The organism is Macrococcus capreoli, from assembly GCF_025628935.1.
Classification (GTDB): Bacteria; Bacillota; Bacilli; order Staphylococcales; family Staphylococcaceae; genus Macrococcoides; species Macrococcoides capreoli.
This window is the reverse complement of record NZ_JAOTIS010000004.1, coordinates 92,672-108,080: the sequence shown is the minus strand read 5'-3', so window position 1 is coordinate 108,080 and position 15,409 is coordinate 92,672. Positions and strand designations below refer to the sequence as shown.

18 protein-coding genes are annotated in these 15,409 nt (G+C 36.7%); 4 read left to right on the top strand and 14 right to left on the bottom strand.

Annotated elements, in window-relative coordinates:
* Window positions 1-9 precede the first annotated feature (9 nt).
* The 3 genes from OCL94_RS04395 to OCL94_RS04385 all read left to right on the top strand — a co-directional run bounded on the left by OCL94_RS04395 (window position 10) and on the right by OCL94_RS04385 (window position 3,907).
* The gene (locus OCL94_RS04395; protein WP_411268474.1) at window positions 10-1,461 is read left to right on the top strand and encodes an NAD-dependent succinate-semialdehyde dehydrogenase; all 1,452 of its coding nucleotides are present in this window, start codon (window positions 10-12) and stop codon (window positions 1,459-1,461) included.
* A 111-nt stretch (window positions 1,462-1,572) separates the two neighbouring features.
* Complete coding sequence (locus OCL94_RS04390; protein ID WP_262994971.1) at window positions 1,573-2,763, top strand: MFS transporter; 1,191 nt, start codon at window positions 1,573-1,575, stop codon at window positions 2,761-2,763.
* Window positions 2,764-2,866: 103 nt separating this feature from the next.
* A complete protein-coding gene (locus tag OCL94_RS04385; RefSeq protein WP_262995124.1) occupies window positions 2,867-3,907 on the top strand; it encodes an SDR family oxidoreductase in 1,041 nt (346 codons plus the stop codon).
* A gap of 42 nt (window positions 3,908-3,949) precedes the next feature.
* Here OCL94_RS04385 and desA read toward each other — a convergent pair whose 3' ends face one another.
* From desA to OCL94_RS04350, 7 genes are all read right to left on the bottom strand, one after another.
* Window positions 3,950-4,963, bottom strand: coding sequence for a Delta(5) desaturase DesA (gene desA / locus OCL94_RS04380; RefSeq protein ID WP_262994969.1), 1,014 nt, complete (start codon window positions 4,961-4,963; stop codon window positions 3,950-3,952).
* 223 nt (window positions 4,964-5,186) lie between these two features.
* A complete protein-coding gene (gene moaA / locus OCL94_RS04375) occupies window positions 5,187-6,200 on the bottom strand; it encodes a GTP 3',8-cyclase MoaA (RefSeq protein ID WP_262995122.1) in 1,014 nt (337 codons plus the stop codon).
* The gene (gene mobA, locus OCL94_RS04370) at window positions 6,178-6,810 is read right to left on the bottom strand and encodes a molybdenum cofactor guanylyltransferase (RefSeq protein WP_262994967.1); all 633 of its coding nucleotides are present in this window, start codon (window positions 6,808-6,810) and stop codon (window positions 6,178-6,180) included. The genes moaA and mobA overlap by 23 nt, the downstream gene beginning before the upstream one ends.
* Window positions 6,811-7,044, bottom strand: a complete 234-nt coding sequence (locus OCL94_RS04365) for a MoaD/ThiS family protein (RefSeq protein ID WP_262995120.1) — start codon at window positions 7,042-7,044, stop codon at window positions 6,811-6,813.
* Between the two features lie 5 nt (window positions 7,045-7,049).
* A complete protein-coding gene (locus OCL94_RS04360) occupies window positions 7,050-7,490 on the bottom strand; it encodes a molybdenum cofactor biosynthesis protein MoaE (RefSeq protein ID WP_262994966.1) in 441 nt (146 codons plus the stop codon).
* The gene (gene mobB, locus OCL94_RS04355; protein ID WP_262994964.1) at window positions 7,477-7,980 is read right to left on the bottom strand and encodes a molybdopterin-guanine dinucleotide biosynthesis protein B; all 504 of its coding nucleotides are present in this window, start codon (window positions 7,978-7,980) and stop codon (window positions 7,477-7,479) included. The genes OCL94_RS04360 and mobB overlap by 14 nt, the downstream gene beginning before the upstream one ends.
* The gene (locus tag OCL94_RS04350; protein ID WP_262994962.1) at window positions 7,974-9,221 is read right to left on the bottom strand and encodes a molybdopterin molybdotransferase MoeA; all 1,248 of its coding nucleotides are present in this window, start codon (window positions 9,219-9,221) and stop codon (window positions 7,974-7,976) included. The genes mobB and OCL94_RS04350 overlap by 7 nt, the downstream gene beginning before the upstream one ends.
* A 62-nt stretch (window positions 9,222-9,283) precedes the next feature.
* On the opposite strand from OCL94_RS04350, the gene moaC reads away from it, so the two are divergent.
* Window positions 9,284-9,760, top strand: a complete 477-nt coding sequence (gene moaC, locus OCL94_RS04345) for a cyclic pyranopterin monophosphate synthase MoaC (protein ID WP_262994960.1) — start codon at window positions 9,284-9,286, stop codon at window positions 9,758-9,760.
* Here the strand turns inward: moaC and OCL94_RS04340 are convergent, their stop codons facing one another.
* The 7 genes from OCL94_RS04340 to OCL94_RS04310 form a co-directional block, all read right to left on the bottom strand.
* A complete protein-coding gene (locus tag OCL94_RS04340; protein ID WP_262994958.1) occupies window positions 9,761-10,267 on the bottom strand; it encodes a MogA/MoaB family molybdenum cofactor biosynthesis protein in 507 nt (168 codons plus the stop codon). It abuts the gene before it with no gap.
* A 10-nt stretch (window positions 10,268-10,277) separates the two neighbouring features.
* On the bottom strand, window positions 10,278-11,273 hold the full coding sequence (locus OCL94_RS04335; RefSeq protein ID WP_262994956.1) for a ThiF family adenylyltransferase: 996 nt from the start codon (window positions 11,271-11,273) through the stop codon (window positions 10,278-10,280).
* Window positions 11,274-11,290: 17 nt separating this feature from the next.
* Window positions 11,291-12,448 carry a nitrate/nitrite transporter gene (locus OCL94_RS04330; protein ID WP_262994954.1) on the bottom strand — a complete coding sequence of 386 codons (1,158 nt, stop codon included), beginning with the start codon at window positions 12,446-12,448 and terminating at the stop codon, window positions 11,291-11,293.
* Between the two features lie 275 nt (window positions 12,449-12,723).
* The gene (locus OCL94_RS04325) at window positions 12,724-13,230 is read right to left on the bottom strand and encodes a hemerythrin domain-containing protein (protein WP_262994952.1); all 507 of its coding nucleotides are present in this window, start codon (window positions 13,228-13,230) and stop codon (window positions 12,724-12,726) included.
* Between the two features lie 11 nt (window positions 13,231-13,241).
* Complete coding sequence (gene nreC / locus OCL94_RS04320) at window positions 13,242-13,892, bottom strand: nitrate respiration regulation response regulator NreC (protein WP_262994950.1); 651 nt, start codon at window positions 13,890-13,892, stop codon at window positions 13,242-13,244.
* Window positions 13,893-13,902: 10 nt separating this feature from the next.
* Window positions 13,903-14,943 carry a sensor histidine kinase gene (locus tag OCL94_RS04315; RefSeq protein ID WP_317618541.1) on the bottom strand — a complete coding sequence of 347 codons (1,041 nt, stop codon included), beginning with the start codon at window positions 14,941-14,943 and terminating at the stop codon, window positions 13,903-13,905.
* Window positions 14,933-15,403, bottom strand: coding sequence for a GAF domain-containing protein (locus OCL94_RS04310; RefSeq protein ID WP_262994948.1), 471 nt, complete (start codon window positions 15,401-15,403; stop codon window positions 14,933-14,935). The genes OCL94_RS04315 and OCL94_RS04310 overlap by 11 nt, the downstream gene beginning before the upstream one ends.
* Window positions 15,404-15,409 lie beyond the last annotated feature (6 nt).

Sequence of the window (15,409 nt, the reverse complement as noted above, 5' to 3'; positions counted from 1 at the left end):
GGGATAGATATGACTGAATCAATTAACAATCTCAAAAAAGATTTATATATTAACGGACAATGGATGACGACTACAGACTATAAAGATGTAATTAATCCAACGACGAATGAAGTTATCGCTCAAGTAGCTCAGGCATCAAAGGAACAAGTAGAAGATGCGATTCAGGCGGCACACGATGCATTTAAACATTGGAAATCATTAGAACTTAAAGAACGTACAACTTATCTGCATAAAATCGCGGATTTACTTGAAGAAAATGCTGACCGATTAGCAGAAATTATGACAGTAGAACAAGGTAAACCAATTAAAGAAGCGCGACTTGAAGTTATTAGCGGGGCAGAAAGCTTCAGATGGAATGCTGAAGAAGCGCGTCGTTTGTATGGCGAAACAATTCCTGCACCAAACAATCATAAATACGAAGTCGCTTATGAACCGATAGGCGTCGTCGGTGCAATCACACCATGGAACTTCCCGTCAGGCATGATTACCCGTAAACTGGCCCCAGCTCTAGCTGCTGGTAATACAGTTGTCCTCAAACCATCAGGTGATACGCCACTTTCAGCGCTTGCGATTTTTGAATTATTCGAACAAGCTGAACTTCCTAAAGGTGTCGCAAACATTGTCATGGGAAGCTCGAAAGATATTGGTGAAGCATTTACTACATCTAAACTTGTAAAGAAGATTACATTTACAGGATCAACACCGATTGGCAAGACTTTATATGCTCAATCTGCAGACACATTAAAGAAAATGTCACTAGAGCTGGGTGGACATGCACCATTTATCGTGAATGATGATGCTGATATTACAGCTGCTGTAGAAGGTCTTATGGCTGCCAAATTCCGTAACAACGGACAAGTTTGTATTGCGCCGAATAGAATCTTCGTCCATGAATCAGTGAAAGAAACGTTTTTAGCGCAACTCAAGGAAAAAGTAGAAGCATTAAAAGTAGGCAATGGTCTTGAAGTAGATACGAATGTCGGCCCTTTAATTCGAGAAGATGCAATCGACAAAATCAAAAAACAAATCGTTAATGCAACAGATAAAGGTGCAACACTTATCACAGGTGGACATCGTTTAACTGGTGATATATACGATAACGGTTTCTTCTTCCAGCCAACAATTTTAGATAATGTCAACACCACAATGGATATTTTCTATGAAGAAACATTCGGTCCCGTTGTTCCTATCATTACGTTTACGACTTTGGAAGAAGCAATCAGCATGGCGAATGACAGCGAATATGGTTTAGCAAGCTATGCATTTGCAAAAGATGGTAAAGCTATCAATACATTAGCAACCAACTTAGAGTATGGCATGGTAGGTATTAATGCTGTCGCAATTTCAAATCCTGAAACACCGTTTGGTGGTGTAAAGCAATCAGGTTTCGGACGTGAAAATTCACATCTAGGTATTAAGGAATATGTAACTGCTAAATTTATCAATACGAAATTTTTATAATAGTAAAGCTTAAGGTGCTGCCTTAAGCTTTATTATTTACATATAATTTTTCAAGGTCTATAATATTATAGTTATTAATTCAGAGTAATACTATAAGAAAGGAATGATTATTTGTCTCACTCAGTTGATAAATTATGGACTCTCGAATTCATACTTGTTTCACTTATTAACTTTATTATTATGCTTTCCATGTTTTTATTACTTGTTACAATTGGCGGCTATGCAGTTGAGCACTATCATGTTTCTACAAGTACAGCTGGTCTCGTATCTGGTATTTTTATCGTTGGAAGTTTATTCGGTAGATTTTGGGCCGGTAAATATATTGATATTCTAGGTCAGAAAAAAACTCTCGTTATCGGAGTATTTATATTTACTATAACAACTGCGCTTTATTTTGCTTCTTTTGATTTAACCGTTCTCATTATCGTCCGTTTACTAAATGGTGTTGGATGTGGGGTTGCCTCTACAGCTACTGGTACAATTGCCGCTTTTATCACACCGAAAAGGAGACGCGGCGAAGGCATTAGTTACTTTAGTATGAGTGCTGTAATGGCCACTGCTGTTGGTCCTTTCCTTGGCATGTTCTTACTTCAATTCATCTCATTTAGACAGCTTTTCATTTTCTGTTTAGCACTTGCTTTAATTGCACTATTCATGTTACCGATCATCAAAGTAAATGAAGATTTAGAAAGTTTAAAATCTCAGTCTCCTAATGGTCTGCATATTTCTAATTTCATCGATATAAATGCAATACCAATTGCGATTGTCGTACTCATCTGTTGTACTGCTTATTCAAGTGTATTGAGTTTCATCTCTTTTTTCGCTAAAGAAAACAATTTAGTCACTGCCGGAAGTTTCTTTTTCTTAGCATACGCAATCGTTGTATTAATTTCCCGTCCTTTTACAGGTCGTTTAATGGATACACGTGGTACCAATATCGTGATGATACCTGCATTGATTTCATTTGTAGCTGGATTATTCACTTTGAGTCTAACGCATAGTGCATTCATGTTGATTATCAGTGCAATGCTACTCGGTTTCGGTTATGGTAACTTTTTATCAATTGCTCAAGCAATCGCAGTTAAAAGAACAGAACCTAAAAAGATTGGACTTGCAACCTCAACTTTCTTCATATTTTTAGATTTTGCATTAGGATTCGGTCCATATTTACTTGGTATATTCATACCAATCATCGGTCTTCATGGACTATATTTCTATATGTCACTTGTCGTCATTTTTGGTATGATTGTGTATTTTATACTTCACGGTAAAAATGCTCATAAATACGATGCATTAAACTAAGACATTATATCGTCTTAGTTTTTTTGCTATTTACATATGTTTTCACTTTACTTAAAATGCTATTTTTAGCACAATAGAATGTACGGATTAAAAAATAATGGATGTGAAAACTTTGAAAATATTTTTAACAGGCGCAACCGGATTTGTTGGCGCACAGTTGATTAATCGTTTATTACAAGACGAACAACATGAACTTTATGTATTATATCGCGATGAACATCGTAAAAATAAACTTATTACAGAACAGAATAAATATAGACTACACTTTATACAAGGAGATATCACGCTTCCAAACTTCGGTGTTGACGCTGAAATCATCGATCAGTTACCTCCGATGGATTATTTCTACCACCTGGCAGCACTTGTTAAGTTTGATGAAGACTTGAGAGAGGATTTATTTAAGATTAATTATGAAGGCACAAAAAATGCCTTAGACTTCGCCCAGGCAATTAATACACAACACTTTCTCTACGTTTCAACTGCATATACTGTAGGCATTAATGAAGATGCAAAAGAAGTACTTCATGATATTCATGCTGAAACAAATAATCCTTATGAAGAAAGTAAAGTGAAAGCTGAGCATTTAGTTGCAGCATCATCGATGAAGACATCTATCCTTCGTCCAGCAATTATTATTGGTGATTCCGTAACTGGTGCAGCTGATTCTAAATTTACGATGTACGGCTTTATGAAAGCATTAAAAGTATTTAAGCGTAAGATGGATCGAAATGCTAATCACCAACACTTAACTTATCGTTTATTTGTCGATGATAACTGTACATCCAACTTAGTCCCGGTTGACTATGTAGTGAAGGTGCTGGCACACGCCATCCCACATGCTGAAGACAAGACAATCTATCATATTACAAATAACGAACCCCCTGAAAACTTAGCCGTGCTATCAATGATTAAAAAATATTTAAACTTTGACCAACTTACTGTTGCGCCAACAAGTGAAAAACATACGATGAATGACCAGGAAGCAATATTAAATGGCTATATCGAAGTATTTGAACCTTATTTCAAAAAGTCAGTTGTCTTTGACGAGACAAATACGAAAGCTATGCTCTCAAAAGCAAGTGAAAACACTTTAACTTTAACACCAGAGCAACTTGAACACATTATAGCTGTATTCTTTAAATAGTTATAAAAAGGGATGCGGGCCACAACGGCCCACATCCCTTCTTTATATTACTTTCTTACCGCTATAGTTCTGATAATACTCTTTAAATGTAATAAACACTTTCTTCTTCTCATCGTACAGTTTATAACGAATCGATTCTAGACTTGTCTTTAACGTGATTGTTGTCGCATGTTGTAATGGTGGTGTTTCTTCATGTGCTTTCTCTAAATAATAGTTTGGAATTCTAGGACTTAAATGATGTACATGATGAAATCCAATATTACCTGTTAACCACTGCAATAATCGCGGTAACTTATAGTAAGAACTACCTTCTACAGCAGCTTTCACATAATCCCACTCTGAGTTTTCCTCGAAATATGATTCTTCAAATGTATGTTGAATGTAGAACATCCATATACCTAACATCCCACCAATAAACATTACTGGAATAAACACTGCAGCAAACATCCCGAATCCAAAGAAATAAATGATTGCGCCATAAACAACTACAATCGCTAAATTATGTAACCATGTATTTACACGCTCTTTCTGCCTTGCATCTTTTCTATTCAAACGATTTGCTACTAACAATAAATAAATTGGTCCCAGAATAAACATCACAAAAGGATGACGATATGCACGATAAGCTAGTTGTGTCTTCTTATCAGCCGCTTCATATTCTTCAATCGTCATCATCCAGATGTCGCCAACGCCTTTTTTATCTAAATTGCCACTCGTCGCGTGATGAATATTATGCTCTCTTTTCCACTGTTCATATGGAAATAGCGTCAGAAATCCAGTGAAATTCCCTAATCGATCATTCCATTGCTTATTCTTAAAGAATGAGCCATGACAACAGTCATGAAAAATAATAAAGCTTCTCACTAAAAAGAATGCACCAATCACACCTAATGTAATTGAAACAAATGGTGATATTCGATACGCTAACATGCCTAACACGATACATAAAATATACGGTACAAGAGTATTACAAATTTGTATGATACTAAGCTGAAACTCAGATTTCTCATACGGCTTAACTGCTTTTCTTAACATTAACTTTTTATCCCTTTCCATAGGTCACCTCTAAATAAAATAATAATGAAGCCAGTATTCCCTAATCAGTTACAAAAAGTTATTACTTATTCATTATAAACGTTTAATCCAAATAATAAAATACAAAAATAGCACCTAGTCCTAAAATCAGACCAAATGCTATTCCACTATCATATATAAAGATATTTTTATTATACCTTCAATTTACATATAAAATAATCGGTATATTAATATAATAAAAAAATTATCCACCAATATAGTTCATATTAATTTTCTTTTTCTTTCGATTGTTCACTGTTTCTTCCGTACGCTCATCCGAATAACGATCACTACGATTATTCCATAATTGTGTAAGCTTTGCTTCTAATGCTTCATCACTCACACCACTTCGCATGAATGTTTTTATATCATAACCATCTGTCGCGAAAAGGCAGCCAAATAATTTACCATCTGAGCTTAAACGTGCACGTGTACAGCTTGAGCAAAATGATTCTGAAACACTTGTAATAAAGCCAAGTTTCGCTCCATTATCATGTGTGTAATATTTCGCAACTTCTCCAAAATATTTCGGTGGTTCAGGTTGAATATCAAATTTATTCGATATGATTTCAATCATTTCTTTTTTTGAAATGACTTTGTCGAAGTTCCAGCCATTATCATTCCCTACATCCATAAACTCAATAAAGCGAAGGGTAATCTTTTTATCTTTAAAATACTGTACCATCGGAATCATCTGATCATCATTCAATCCTTTTTGAATGACCATATTCATCTTAACTTCCAGCCCAATCGATACGGCATAATCAATTTGCTCTAATATTTGAGATGCTTTAATCCCGCGTCCATTAATCTCTTCGAATGATTCATCTAACGCATCAAGCGATACATTGATACGACGTAATCCTGCATCATACAAAGCTTGCCCATGTTTTTTTAGCAGTAATCCGTTCGTTGTCAAACCGATATCTTCTATTCCTTCGATTTGATTCAGTGAGGCAATTAAATCAGGTAAATCGCGGCGAAGTAAAGGCTCTCCACCTGTAATACGGATCTTTTTCACGCCTAGTTTAGCATAAATCTTTGCAAGACGTACTAATTCCTCAAAGGTTAACAACTGATCTTTCGGTAAAAATACATAGTCGTCTCCAAACACTTCTTTAGGCATACAGTACGTACATCTAAAATTACAACGATCTGTCACTGATATTCTAAGGTCGCGGATTGGGCGCCCTAATTTATCTGTTATTTGTCCCATAATATCCACTCCTCACTTTTAACACGCGCTCTAAATCCTCTTTCGTATTAATATTTTCATACCAATACGGTGTGCTATTAATTCTATTCACATGAATCATTGTTGTATTATGTTGTGTAATTTCTTTCAAAGCAAGCTTTCCTGTTACTAATGATTGCTGGATGAGCGGCAAAAGCTCATATCGATATACTGCAATCGTTCGATGATATTGATCATTATCACGATAAAAAATTGCAGCACTTTTACGATGTATTCCCGCCATCTCAACTAAATAACGCAATGCAACCGACGTAATAAACGGTGTATCTACAGAAATAACACAATAATCTTCATGTGGTATCGCCTGCATCACAGCATAAATGCCCGATAACGGACCGCACTCTTTATACACGATATCATCTTCAATGACTTCGATATTTAGTCCACGCATCTTAATATCATCAATAAAATATTGCGATAACATCTTATTACTACTTATTACAACGCGTTCTAAACCACTCTCAATCATCGCATGATAAATATGAACATAAAACGGTTGTCCATCCAATGGGTACAGCGATTTGTGGCTACCAAAGCGTGATGATTTACCACCTGCTAGTATAACCCCTATCATTTAACCACCACTTACTGGTGGAATTAATGCCACGACATCCGAGTTATGAATTAATTCATCATCTTTTACAAATTCTTCGTTAACGGCGATTTGGTATGACTCACCTTGAATATTCGGATACGTCTTACCAAGGTGGACTTTGAAATCCGCTACTGTTATAGGATCTGAAAATGTAAACTCGTCTTGTGCGCGATTTACTTTCGCTTTAATATGTGCAAAATATAATACTTTCATCATTATCACCCTTTGTAATTTGGATGGTAGCCACGTTGTCCACCAATCCATTCCTCTCCGTCTTCCCAAATTTCTTTCTTCCAAATCGGAACGACTTCTTTAATTCGTTCAATAGCATATTCATTTGCTGCATAACTATCTTTACGATGTGGACTTGAAACACAAATTACGACAGCAATTTCTGAAACTTGTAAATTACCGATACGATGTGCAATACTCACAATTGTACCCGGCCATTTTTCATTAATTTCATCACCAATTTGTGCCAGTTTCTTTTCCGCCATCGGAACATATGCTTCATACTCTAAATATTCAGTCTTGACCCCTTGCGTCCACTCTCGGACGATGCCAGTAAACACACATACTGCACCTTGATGCGGTGTGACCGTTAGTTTTCTATAATGCTCAACGTCGATTGGCATTGTTACTATTTCAAAATGTTTCACGTGTATCATCCACCCATTTGTTTATAAAAGATTCTAATTGAGCTCTACATACGGCTTGATCTTTCGATGTATCAAGCATCATTTGTATATTGCTTAAAGATTGTAATTGTTGAATATCTTCTGATGTATTAAATAATACTATTTTATCATAGTTTGCTTGCTTATAACCTTCAATGAGCACGATATCCGGCTGTGATGTTATTTCATGATGAATGATCTGTTCTAAGTTTACGATGGGTTCATCATCAATCTGACGAATCAATTTATGCATATATTGATATCCTTGTACAATACTTTCATCTGCACCACTATTTAAATATGTAATATGATCGCGTGACTGTGGAATATCAATTTCATTGCCACTTTTGTCTCCGTGATGTTTAATAACTGCAACGCGTAATCCTTTCGCTTTCAATAAGCGAATTAATTGGTTCATCGTTGTTGTCTTACCACTTTTCTTATACCCAACGACTTGCAATATCTTTACCATGGTACGCCTGCTGTTGTCGACAATCGACATACTAATACATCTACAGTGTCTCCTGCTACAAATCCTCGTGTACCTCCCGGCAATACAATCATACTATTACTCGTGGCAATTGCGACTACTGCGTTACTTTTATTAAACCCGCTCGGCTTGACTGTCATCGTACTAAAGTCTAAATCCGCACGAATAAAGCGCGTAAACGGATTCGCTTTCGTAAAATCTTCAGATAATTGAGCCTTAACAAAAGTCGGGTATACTTCCTTTTCACCAATCATCTTACGGATGACCGGACGAGTATATAGTTCAAATCCTGTATAGCAGGCACTCGGATTTCCTGATAAGCCAAATAAGAATTTATTATCTTTAACCGCAACTGTTGTTACGCTACCTGGACGCATCGCAATCTTATTGAACAGTACCTGCGCTTCTAAATCCTTATACACTTGTGGCATGTAGTCGAAATCACCGACACTCACACCACCAGTCGTAATAACGATGTCATGCTGATCATATGCATCGCGCACTGCTTTAAATAACGTATCATAGTTATCTGCTTTTACATGATAACTATTCACGTCAATATTCATATCATGACATAATCCCATAATCATCGGACCGTTTGAATTTCTTATCTTACCCGGTGTTAATTCCGCATCAATATCTACTAATTCACTTCCGGTTGCTATAATCGCTACTGATGGTTTCGCATATACTTTAACTTCAGCAAATGAGAAGGTTGCCAGTACTGCAATTACACCTGCATTAATCACTGTGCCACGCGCAATAACAACGTCGCCTTGTTTACATTCCTCACCTTGGAAAGAAATGTTCTCACCTGCCGTAAAAGGCTTTCTCAACGTGAAGCCATCCGCTGTTTCAACTGTTTGTTCGAGCATCACAACTGCATCAGCACCTGCTGGAATTTCTGCACCTGTCATAATGCGAACCGCTTCATTATCACGTAGTGCTTTATCACTCACTGTACCTGCACCGATATGATCGATAACTTTAAACGCAATTCGATTGTCTCCATTTGCACCAACACTCGCTGCACTGCGAATTGCAAAGCCATCGTATGGTGATTTATTAAACATCGGAATATCGTACTTCGCAATAATATCTTCCGCTAATACATAATTTAAACTTTCTAAATAATTCACTGTGATTGTTTCTTTTAATTGTGCTGCCTGAATGCACTTTTCAATGGCCTCACTTACCGGTATTGGCGTTCTTTTCTCTAACATATGCATCCCCCTTTAAAAATGTAGTATGATAATGATAAGTCTATAGGAAAGGAAGTTATTCCATGAATGAATTAACGCATTTTAATGCGCAAGGTCGTGCCAAGATGGTCGACGTATCCGATAAACAAATAACAACGCGCATTGCCGTTGCTAAAAGTTCAATTAAAGTCAACGAAGTGATTCACAATCAAATTATGAATCATACCAATAAAAAAGGTGACGTACTCGGCGTTGCACAAGTTGCAGGCATTATGTCTGCTAAAAATACAGCACAAATTATCCCGATGTGCCATCCTCTCAATTTAAGTGGTATTGATATTAACTTCGAATGGGACACTTCTGATGGTTACGAAATATTAATTACATGTACCGTTAAGACGACCGGACAAACTGGTGTTGAAATGGAAGCATTAACAGGTGCTAGCGTAACAGCCCTTACCATCTATGATATGACAAAGGCTGTTGATAAAGGTATGATTATTGGTCCTACCTACTTAGCCTCTAAATCTGGTGGTAAAAACGGCGACTTTACACGTTAATTATTTATTAAGCTCATGCACAATGTGATGAATTTGTTGTGTAATGAGCTTTGTCATTGCAAGATTCACTGCACCAACTGAGCCTGGAATTGAGAAGATTACCGTACGGTCTTTAGTTCCACATAATGCACGTGAAAGAATCGCACGTGGGCCCACGTCTTCTGTATAACTTAAGAATCTAAAAATCTCCCCGAAACCTTCCATCTCTTTATCGATAACAGATTTTACTACTTCAATCGTTACATCGCGTTTCGCAACACCAGTACCACCTGTTGTAATAATTGCGTCTACATGCTCATTTAATAACTGTTGTATCGCATTCAGTATTGCATGCTGATCATCTTTTACAATTAAATAATGCGCTTTATCTACTTTAATATCCATATCATTAAGATGTGCGATAACAGCTTTCCCGCCTTTATCGGTATCAAAATCACGTGTATCACTAACCGTAATCACACCTATTATTAAGTCTTTACGTGCAATATTCTCATGTTCGTTACTCATAAATAGCCTCCTAACCAAATAATTGATAATAGATTTTCTTTGCGGCATTGACTGTCTTTACGTTATGAATCAACAATCTACCTCCTTTAAACCATATCATAGGATGGTCTGAAAAATTAAATCTTATGAAATATGGATTCTTTGCATGTGCAATATGATGACTTTTTAAATGTGCAACGAGCTCATCTTCATTAAACTTTAACGTTGTGAACTGTACCGTATCACGTCCACAAAGCATCGTCTCCGTATGTTTAAATGATAAATTCGGATACGATGGATTGTTACCACATGTTGGACAGCTTGCATCAAACATTTTAGAGAATTTTAGTGATGTGTGATCCATTTGCCAGACATCACCGAATACAAGTTTCGCATCAAATGGTGTCCTGCTTAATATTTTCATGCAGTACATCATTTGATAACTCGTCGCAAGATTTACTGCCGGTTCAATAATTCCAACTGTATCACATGTTCGATTCATAACAGGTAAGATGCCCATCACACAGTTAAAGCAAGGGGTAACACCTGGAATAAATGGACATGCGACATACGTTGATTCTACACATGCACCGTAAACCCATGGAATGTTGTGCTTGTAACTGAAGTCATTTAACAGCAAGCGCGTTTCAAAATTATCTGTCGCATCTAATATACAATCACATTGCAAAAACGCCGCTTCAAGAAGCGACGTATCACAATGTTCAATATACGTTTCGATTTCTAAATCACTACGAATGGCACGCAGTTCACGCTCACAAGCTACTACTTTAGGCGTGCTGTTTAATGCGTCACATTCTTTAAATAATGATTGTCTTTGTAAATTTGAAATTTCAACGTAGTCACGATCGACGATAACAATTTTTTTTACGCCACATCTCGCAATCGATTCTGCCAGATGTGTGCCTAACGCACCACAGCCGATAATCCCGACTGTTGCGTTTTGAATAAGGGATTGACCACTTTCACCAATCCCATAAAATTTAATTTGTCTATCATATCTCGTCATGACTACCCCTCAGTTCTTTACTTTCTGCCTTCTTTTTTATCCATCCAGAACATTGTTAATAAGGCAATTATACCAAACACTGCTAAGAATGCGAAAGCGGGTTTGTTTGTACCAAAGTTTGCGGCACACGCTGCGATAACTAATGGTGGGAAGAATCCACCTAAACCACCCATCATTGATACGATACCGTTCACGATACCCGCTTGTTTAGAGAAATATGTTGGTGCAAGTTTAAAGATTAATCCGTTTCCTAATCCTGCGCATGCTGCAATGATTAAACACCCAGTTGTGAAGAAGAAGATTTGATGATTGATAGAAAGTAATGCTGCACCAATGATTAAACCTACGAATACAACCTTTAAAACGTCCATTGCACGTAATTTATCACCTAATACCCCACCGATCGGACGAAGTAACGTTGCAAGTACGATGAATGTACCAGTACGCATACCTGCATCAACTTTGTCTAAGTGGAAGTTGTTCACTAAGAAGTTTGGTAAGAATAAACCAAACGCTACGAATGCACCGAATGTAATGAAGTACCAGAAACTTAATAAGTATAATTTGTAATCCGGTAATACACCTTTAATTTGATCCATTAAAGGTTGTTTTACTTTTGGTTCATCTTTATCACCAAATAAGAAGTTCAACAATGCGAATAATGCCATAACGATTAAGTAACATTTAACTGTGTTACTCCAGCCAATTGCATTTGCTAAAGGTGGTGCAAAGAATGCAGAAATGGCAGTACCGATATTCCCCATACCGTAAATACCGTTCGCTAAACCATGTTTTTCTTTCGGGAAGTATTTCGGAACACTTGTTACACCTACTGAGAAGATTGCCCCACCAATCCCTAAGAAGAGACCTGCAATCATTAACATTGTTGTAGACTGTGCCATACTTAATAAGAAGATCGGAATTAATAAGAATATGAATGCACCTAAGAATACTTTACGGGCACCAATTAAGTTTGCATAATAACCTAATGGAATACGTAATACCGATCCTAAAATTACTGGAATGGCTAAAATAATTGCTTTTTGACTTTCTGGAATTGTAAAATCTTGTGACATAAATGGTAATAATGGCGCGATAATAGTCCATGCCATAAATCCAGCTAATAAACTGAACGTTTGGAGTGTTAACTGCACTTTACCTGATGCTTTGTTCATACGATTCACCCTTTTTCATAAGTTTGTGATTTTTTATACAAACTTATTTTAAGCCTTTTTATATGTGTTTAGAATTGGGGATTTCCCCTATGATGCGGTAACTTTCCCTATATATCAGGAGAGGCTATTTTCAAAGCGTTTAGGTCCGAAGGGATTGGTGAAATTTGACGAGGACCTGCTTTGAAAATGCCGTTTATGAGGCCGTTGAACTTACGGTTAGCCATAAGCAAAAAAAGAAAGAGACTCGAATAATCAAAATTCGAATCTCTTTCGTTCTATATTATCTTCGTATTTACTGCTTCCAACAACAAATCTTCATCTTTAATCTTAAAGACTTTCTCTGCCATCGGAAATAGTACATTCTCTTCTTTATACATATGTACCATACAGATTTCATAACCTTCATTTAAATCCTGCATTATCAGCGGAATATCATCCACTTCATAATTCATTACTTTCGTCACTTCTAAAAAGTGTTCAAAGTATTGCATCATTTCGTCATGTTCCGCTTCAATTGTAATAATTGGTCCTTGATCTGTTCCAATATATGAACCTAATATCGGAAAGAAGAAACGTGATTCCTTTTCCTGATGCTTTATCAGCACCGGAATAAATTCTGTAAGCAACTTACGAATATTATTAACACGTTCAAAACGTGCAAGCGGCGCACATGTCTTAATGATCTGCATTTCACTAAACCATTCATGCATTAAACTTCTAATCAACATGTGTTCGTTCTCTAATACGCGTAGTGCTTTCATCTTCGTTTGAAATTGTTGCATATCGCCACGTCCTAAAAGTCTAATAATTTTTTCTTTAATGCATATTCGACAAGTTCCGGCTTCGATTTCAACTGCAACTTATCCATAATTCTCGCTTTATGCGCTTCTACCGTCTTAACAGAAACGAATAACATTTCTGCGATTTCTTTATTACCGTAACCTTTCGCGATTAACGGTAATATTTCAAGCTCTCGCTTTGATAATATTTTTAAATGGTCATTCTTTGCCGAATATTCACTATCATTGTGAATCAATTCATGTACGAGTGACGTTGCCATTTTCGGATCGATGTACGTATCACCCGCATATACCGTCTTAACTGCCTGTACAAGCTCTTCATCTGGTGCGTTCTTTAAGATGTACCCATTCGCTCCGTTCTTTAATACGTGGAACAAATACTCATCGTCATCATACATCGTTAGTATTAATATTTTCGTTTCAGGGAAAGCATCTTTGATCTTTCCTGTTGCAATTAATCCAGATTCACCTGGCGGCATACTTAAATCCATAATCAGCACATCGGGTTTATGCGTTGCTACAACCTGAAATGCCTCTAAACCATCTGCGGCTGTTGCAACGACCTCCATATCTTCTTGATAATTCAGAATCATAGAGAAACCTGTTCTGACAACCGCGTGATCATCTGCGATTACTATTTTCATGTTAATCCCCCTACAGTGGGATGGTGAGTGTTACAAACGTCCCCTTACCTTTCTCACTGTTAATATTTACAGAGCCGCCTACAATCTCAGCTCTCTCCTGCATTCCAAATAAACCTAAACCTGTCCCCTGAGGTGTTTGACCGATTTCAAAGCCATCACCGTTATCACTTATTTCAACGATTAACTCATCTGCTTCTTTCTGAACAAGCACATGGACTTCATCCACATTGGCATATTTCAATGCATTGAGTATCGCTTCCTGCGTGATACGGTAAACAGCTGTCTCAATTTCATTTGAGAAGCGCTCAGAAAGGATATTCGTATCGAATTGTACGTCTAATCCGTAGTTCTTCTCTAACTGTTTGAAATGCGAACGAAACGCCGCAACAAGTCCTAAATCGTCTAATGAAGACGGTCTAAGCTCTAACGACAAATTTCTAATATCATTCATCAAGCGAAACATAGAACCTTCAATCAATTGAATATGTTTATCTAATTCATCTTCTTGCTTGTACTTTATCAATCTTAAATCAACTACAACATTTAATAACTCCTGTACGACACTGTCATGTAGTTCACGGGAAATACGTTTTCGCTCGTTCTCTTGTGCATTAATGATTTTTTGAGTAATTGTTTTTTGATGGAGTATCTCCTGTGTTCGAAGCTGTGGCGATACATTTTGTAACGTCAATACTTTCACACCAGACGTGTCATTTAGCACGACGTAAGACGCTGAATACGCAACCGCTTCGCCAACATCATTCTTTAAAAATAACTGAAATGATTGTTTCGTTTGATTTTCTTTCATGAAACAATTCATACATGTCATCAATGCGTGTTCGTTCGTATAACCCATACATGTTGTACAGAAACTCTCAAGTAATGCATCAAGATTTGATTCGTAGTTCAATACACGTTTAGCCGCTTCATTCATCGTCAAAATGGAGTTATCGGCATTAATAAATATAATCAACTCTTCAGTATCATTATAATAATGTTTTATCAGTTTCTCCAAAGAAGTACTGTTCGAATCATTCATGTTATGTGACACTATTAATCACATCCTTACGATAAAACGCACCTAACCCTTTATCTAATGCTTTATTCACTTCTTCATATATTTCCAAATGAAATGGCTTTTTGTCACGATTGCCTATCAATAGTACAGCTGCAACTTTATTATATTTCCAAAGTGGTAATGCCATAAAATTAGTTAATTTTTCGAAACGAATAATTGGAAAATCAAAAATATGTGTTGCAATACTACTGGAAGTTACATCCAGTTCTATCCAGGAACGGCCGGATTTGAGCACAAATCCGGCGATCCCTTTACCTTTTTGAAGTTCAATTTTTTTATATCGTTCATTCAATGCACCTGATACAAACGTCCAGTGAATGTTCGTTTGAGAGATTAAGTCAGAGGGCATCGCCAGGCCTATGAAATCAACCTTCAAATTTTCTTTTAATTGGTCGATTTCCTCTTGATAATTATATTGCGTTATCGTATCCATGGTTAC

Excerpts from the sequence above, each read along its gene's own strand:
- OCL94_RS04395 (WP_411268474.1), top strand. The coding sequence starts at position 10 with ATGACTGAATCAATTAACAATCTCAAAAAAGATTTATATATTAACGGA.
- desA (WP_262994969.1), bottom strand. The coding sequence starts at position 4,963 with ATGGAAAGGGATAAAAAGTTAATGTTAAGAAAAGCAGTTAAGCCGTAT.
- mobA (WP_262994967.1), bottom strand. The coding sequence starts at position 6,810 with ATGATAGGGGTTATACTAGCAGGTGGTAAATCATCACGCTTTGGTAGC.
- OCL94_RS04365 (WP_262995120.1), bottom strand. The coding sequence starts at position 7,044 with ATGAAAGTATTATATTTTGCACATATTAAAGCGAAAGTAAATCGCGCA.
- mobB (WP_262994964.1), bottom strand. The coding sequence starts at position 7,980 with ATGGTAAAGATATTGCAAGTCGTTGGGTATAAGAAAAGTGGTAAGACA.
- OCL94_RS04350 (WP_262994962.1), bottom strand. The coding sequence starts at position 9,221 with ATGTTAGAGAAAAGAACGCCAATACCGGTAAGTGAGGCCATTGAAAAG.
- moaC (WP_262994960.1), top strand. The coding sequence starts at position 9,284 with ATGAATGAATTAACGCATTTTAATGCGCAAGGTCGTGCCAAGATGGTC.
- OCL94_RS04340 (WP_262994958.1), bottom strand. The coding sequence starts at position 10,267 with ATGAGTAACGAACATGAGAATATTGCACGTAAAGACTTAATAATAGGT.
- OCL94_RS04335 (WP_262994956.1), bottom strand. The coding sequence starts at position 11,273 with ATGACGAGATATGATAGACAAATTAAATTTTATGGGATTGGTGAAAGT.
- OCL94_RS04330 (WP_262994954.1), bottom strand. The coding sequence starts at position 12,448 with ATGAACAAAGCATCAGGTAAAGTGCAGTTAACACTCCAAACGTTCAGT.
- OCL94_RS04325 (WP_262994952.1), bottom strand. The coding sequence starts at position 13,230 with ATGCAACAATTTCAAACGAAGATGAAAGCACTACGCGTATTAGAGAAC.
- nreC (WP_262994950.1), bottom strand. The coding sequence starts at position 13,892 with ATGAAAATAGTAATCGCAGATGATCACGCGGTTGTCAGAACAGGTTTC.
- OCL94_RS04310 (WP_262994948.1), bottom strand. The coding sequence starts at position 15,403 with ATGGATACGATAACGCAATATAATTATCAAGAGGAAATCGACCAATTA.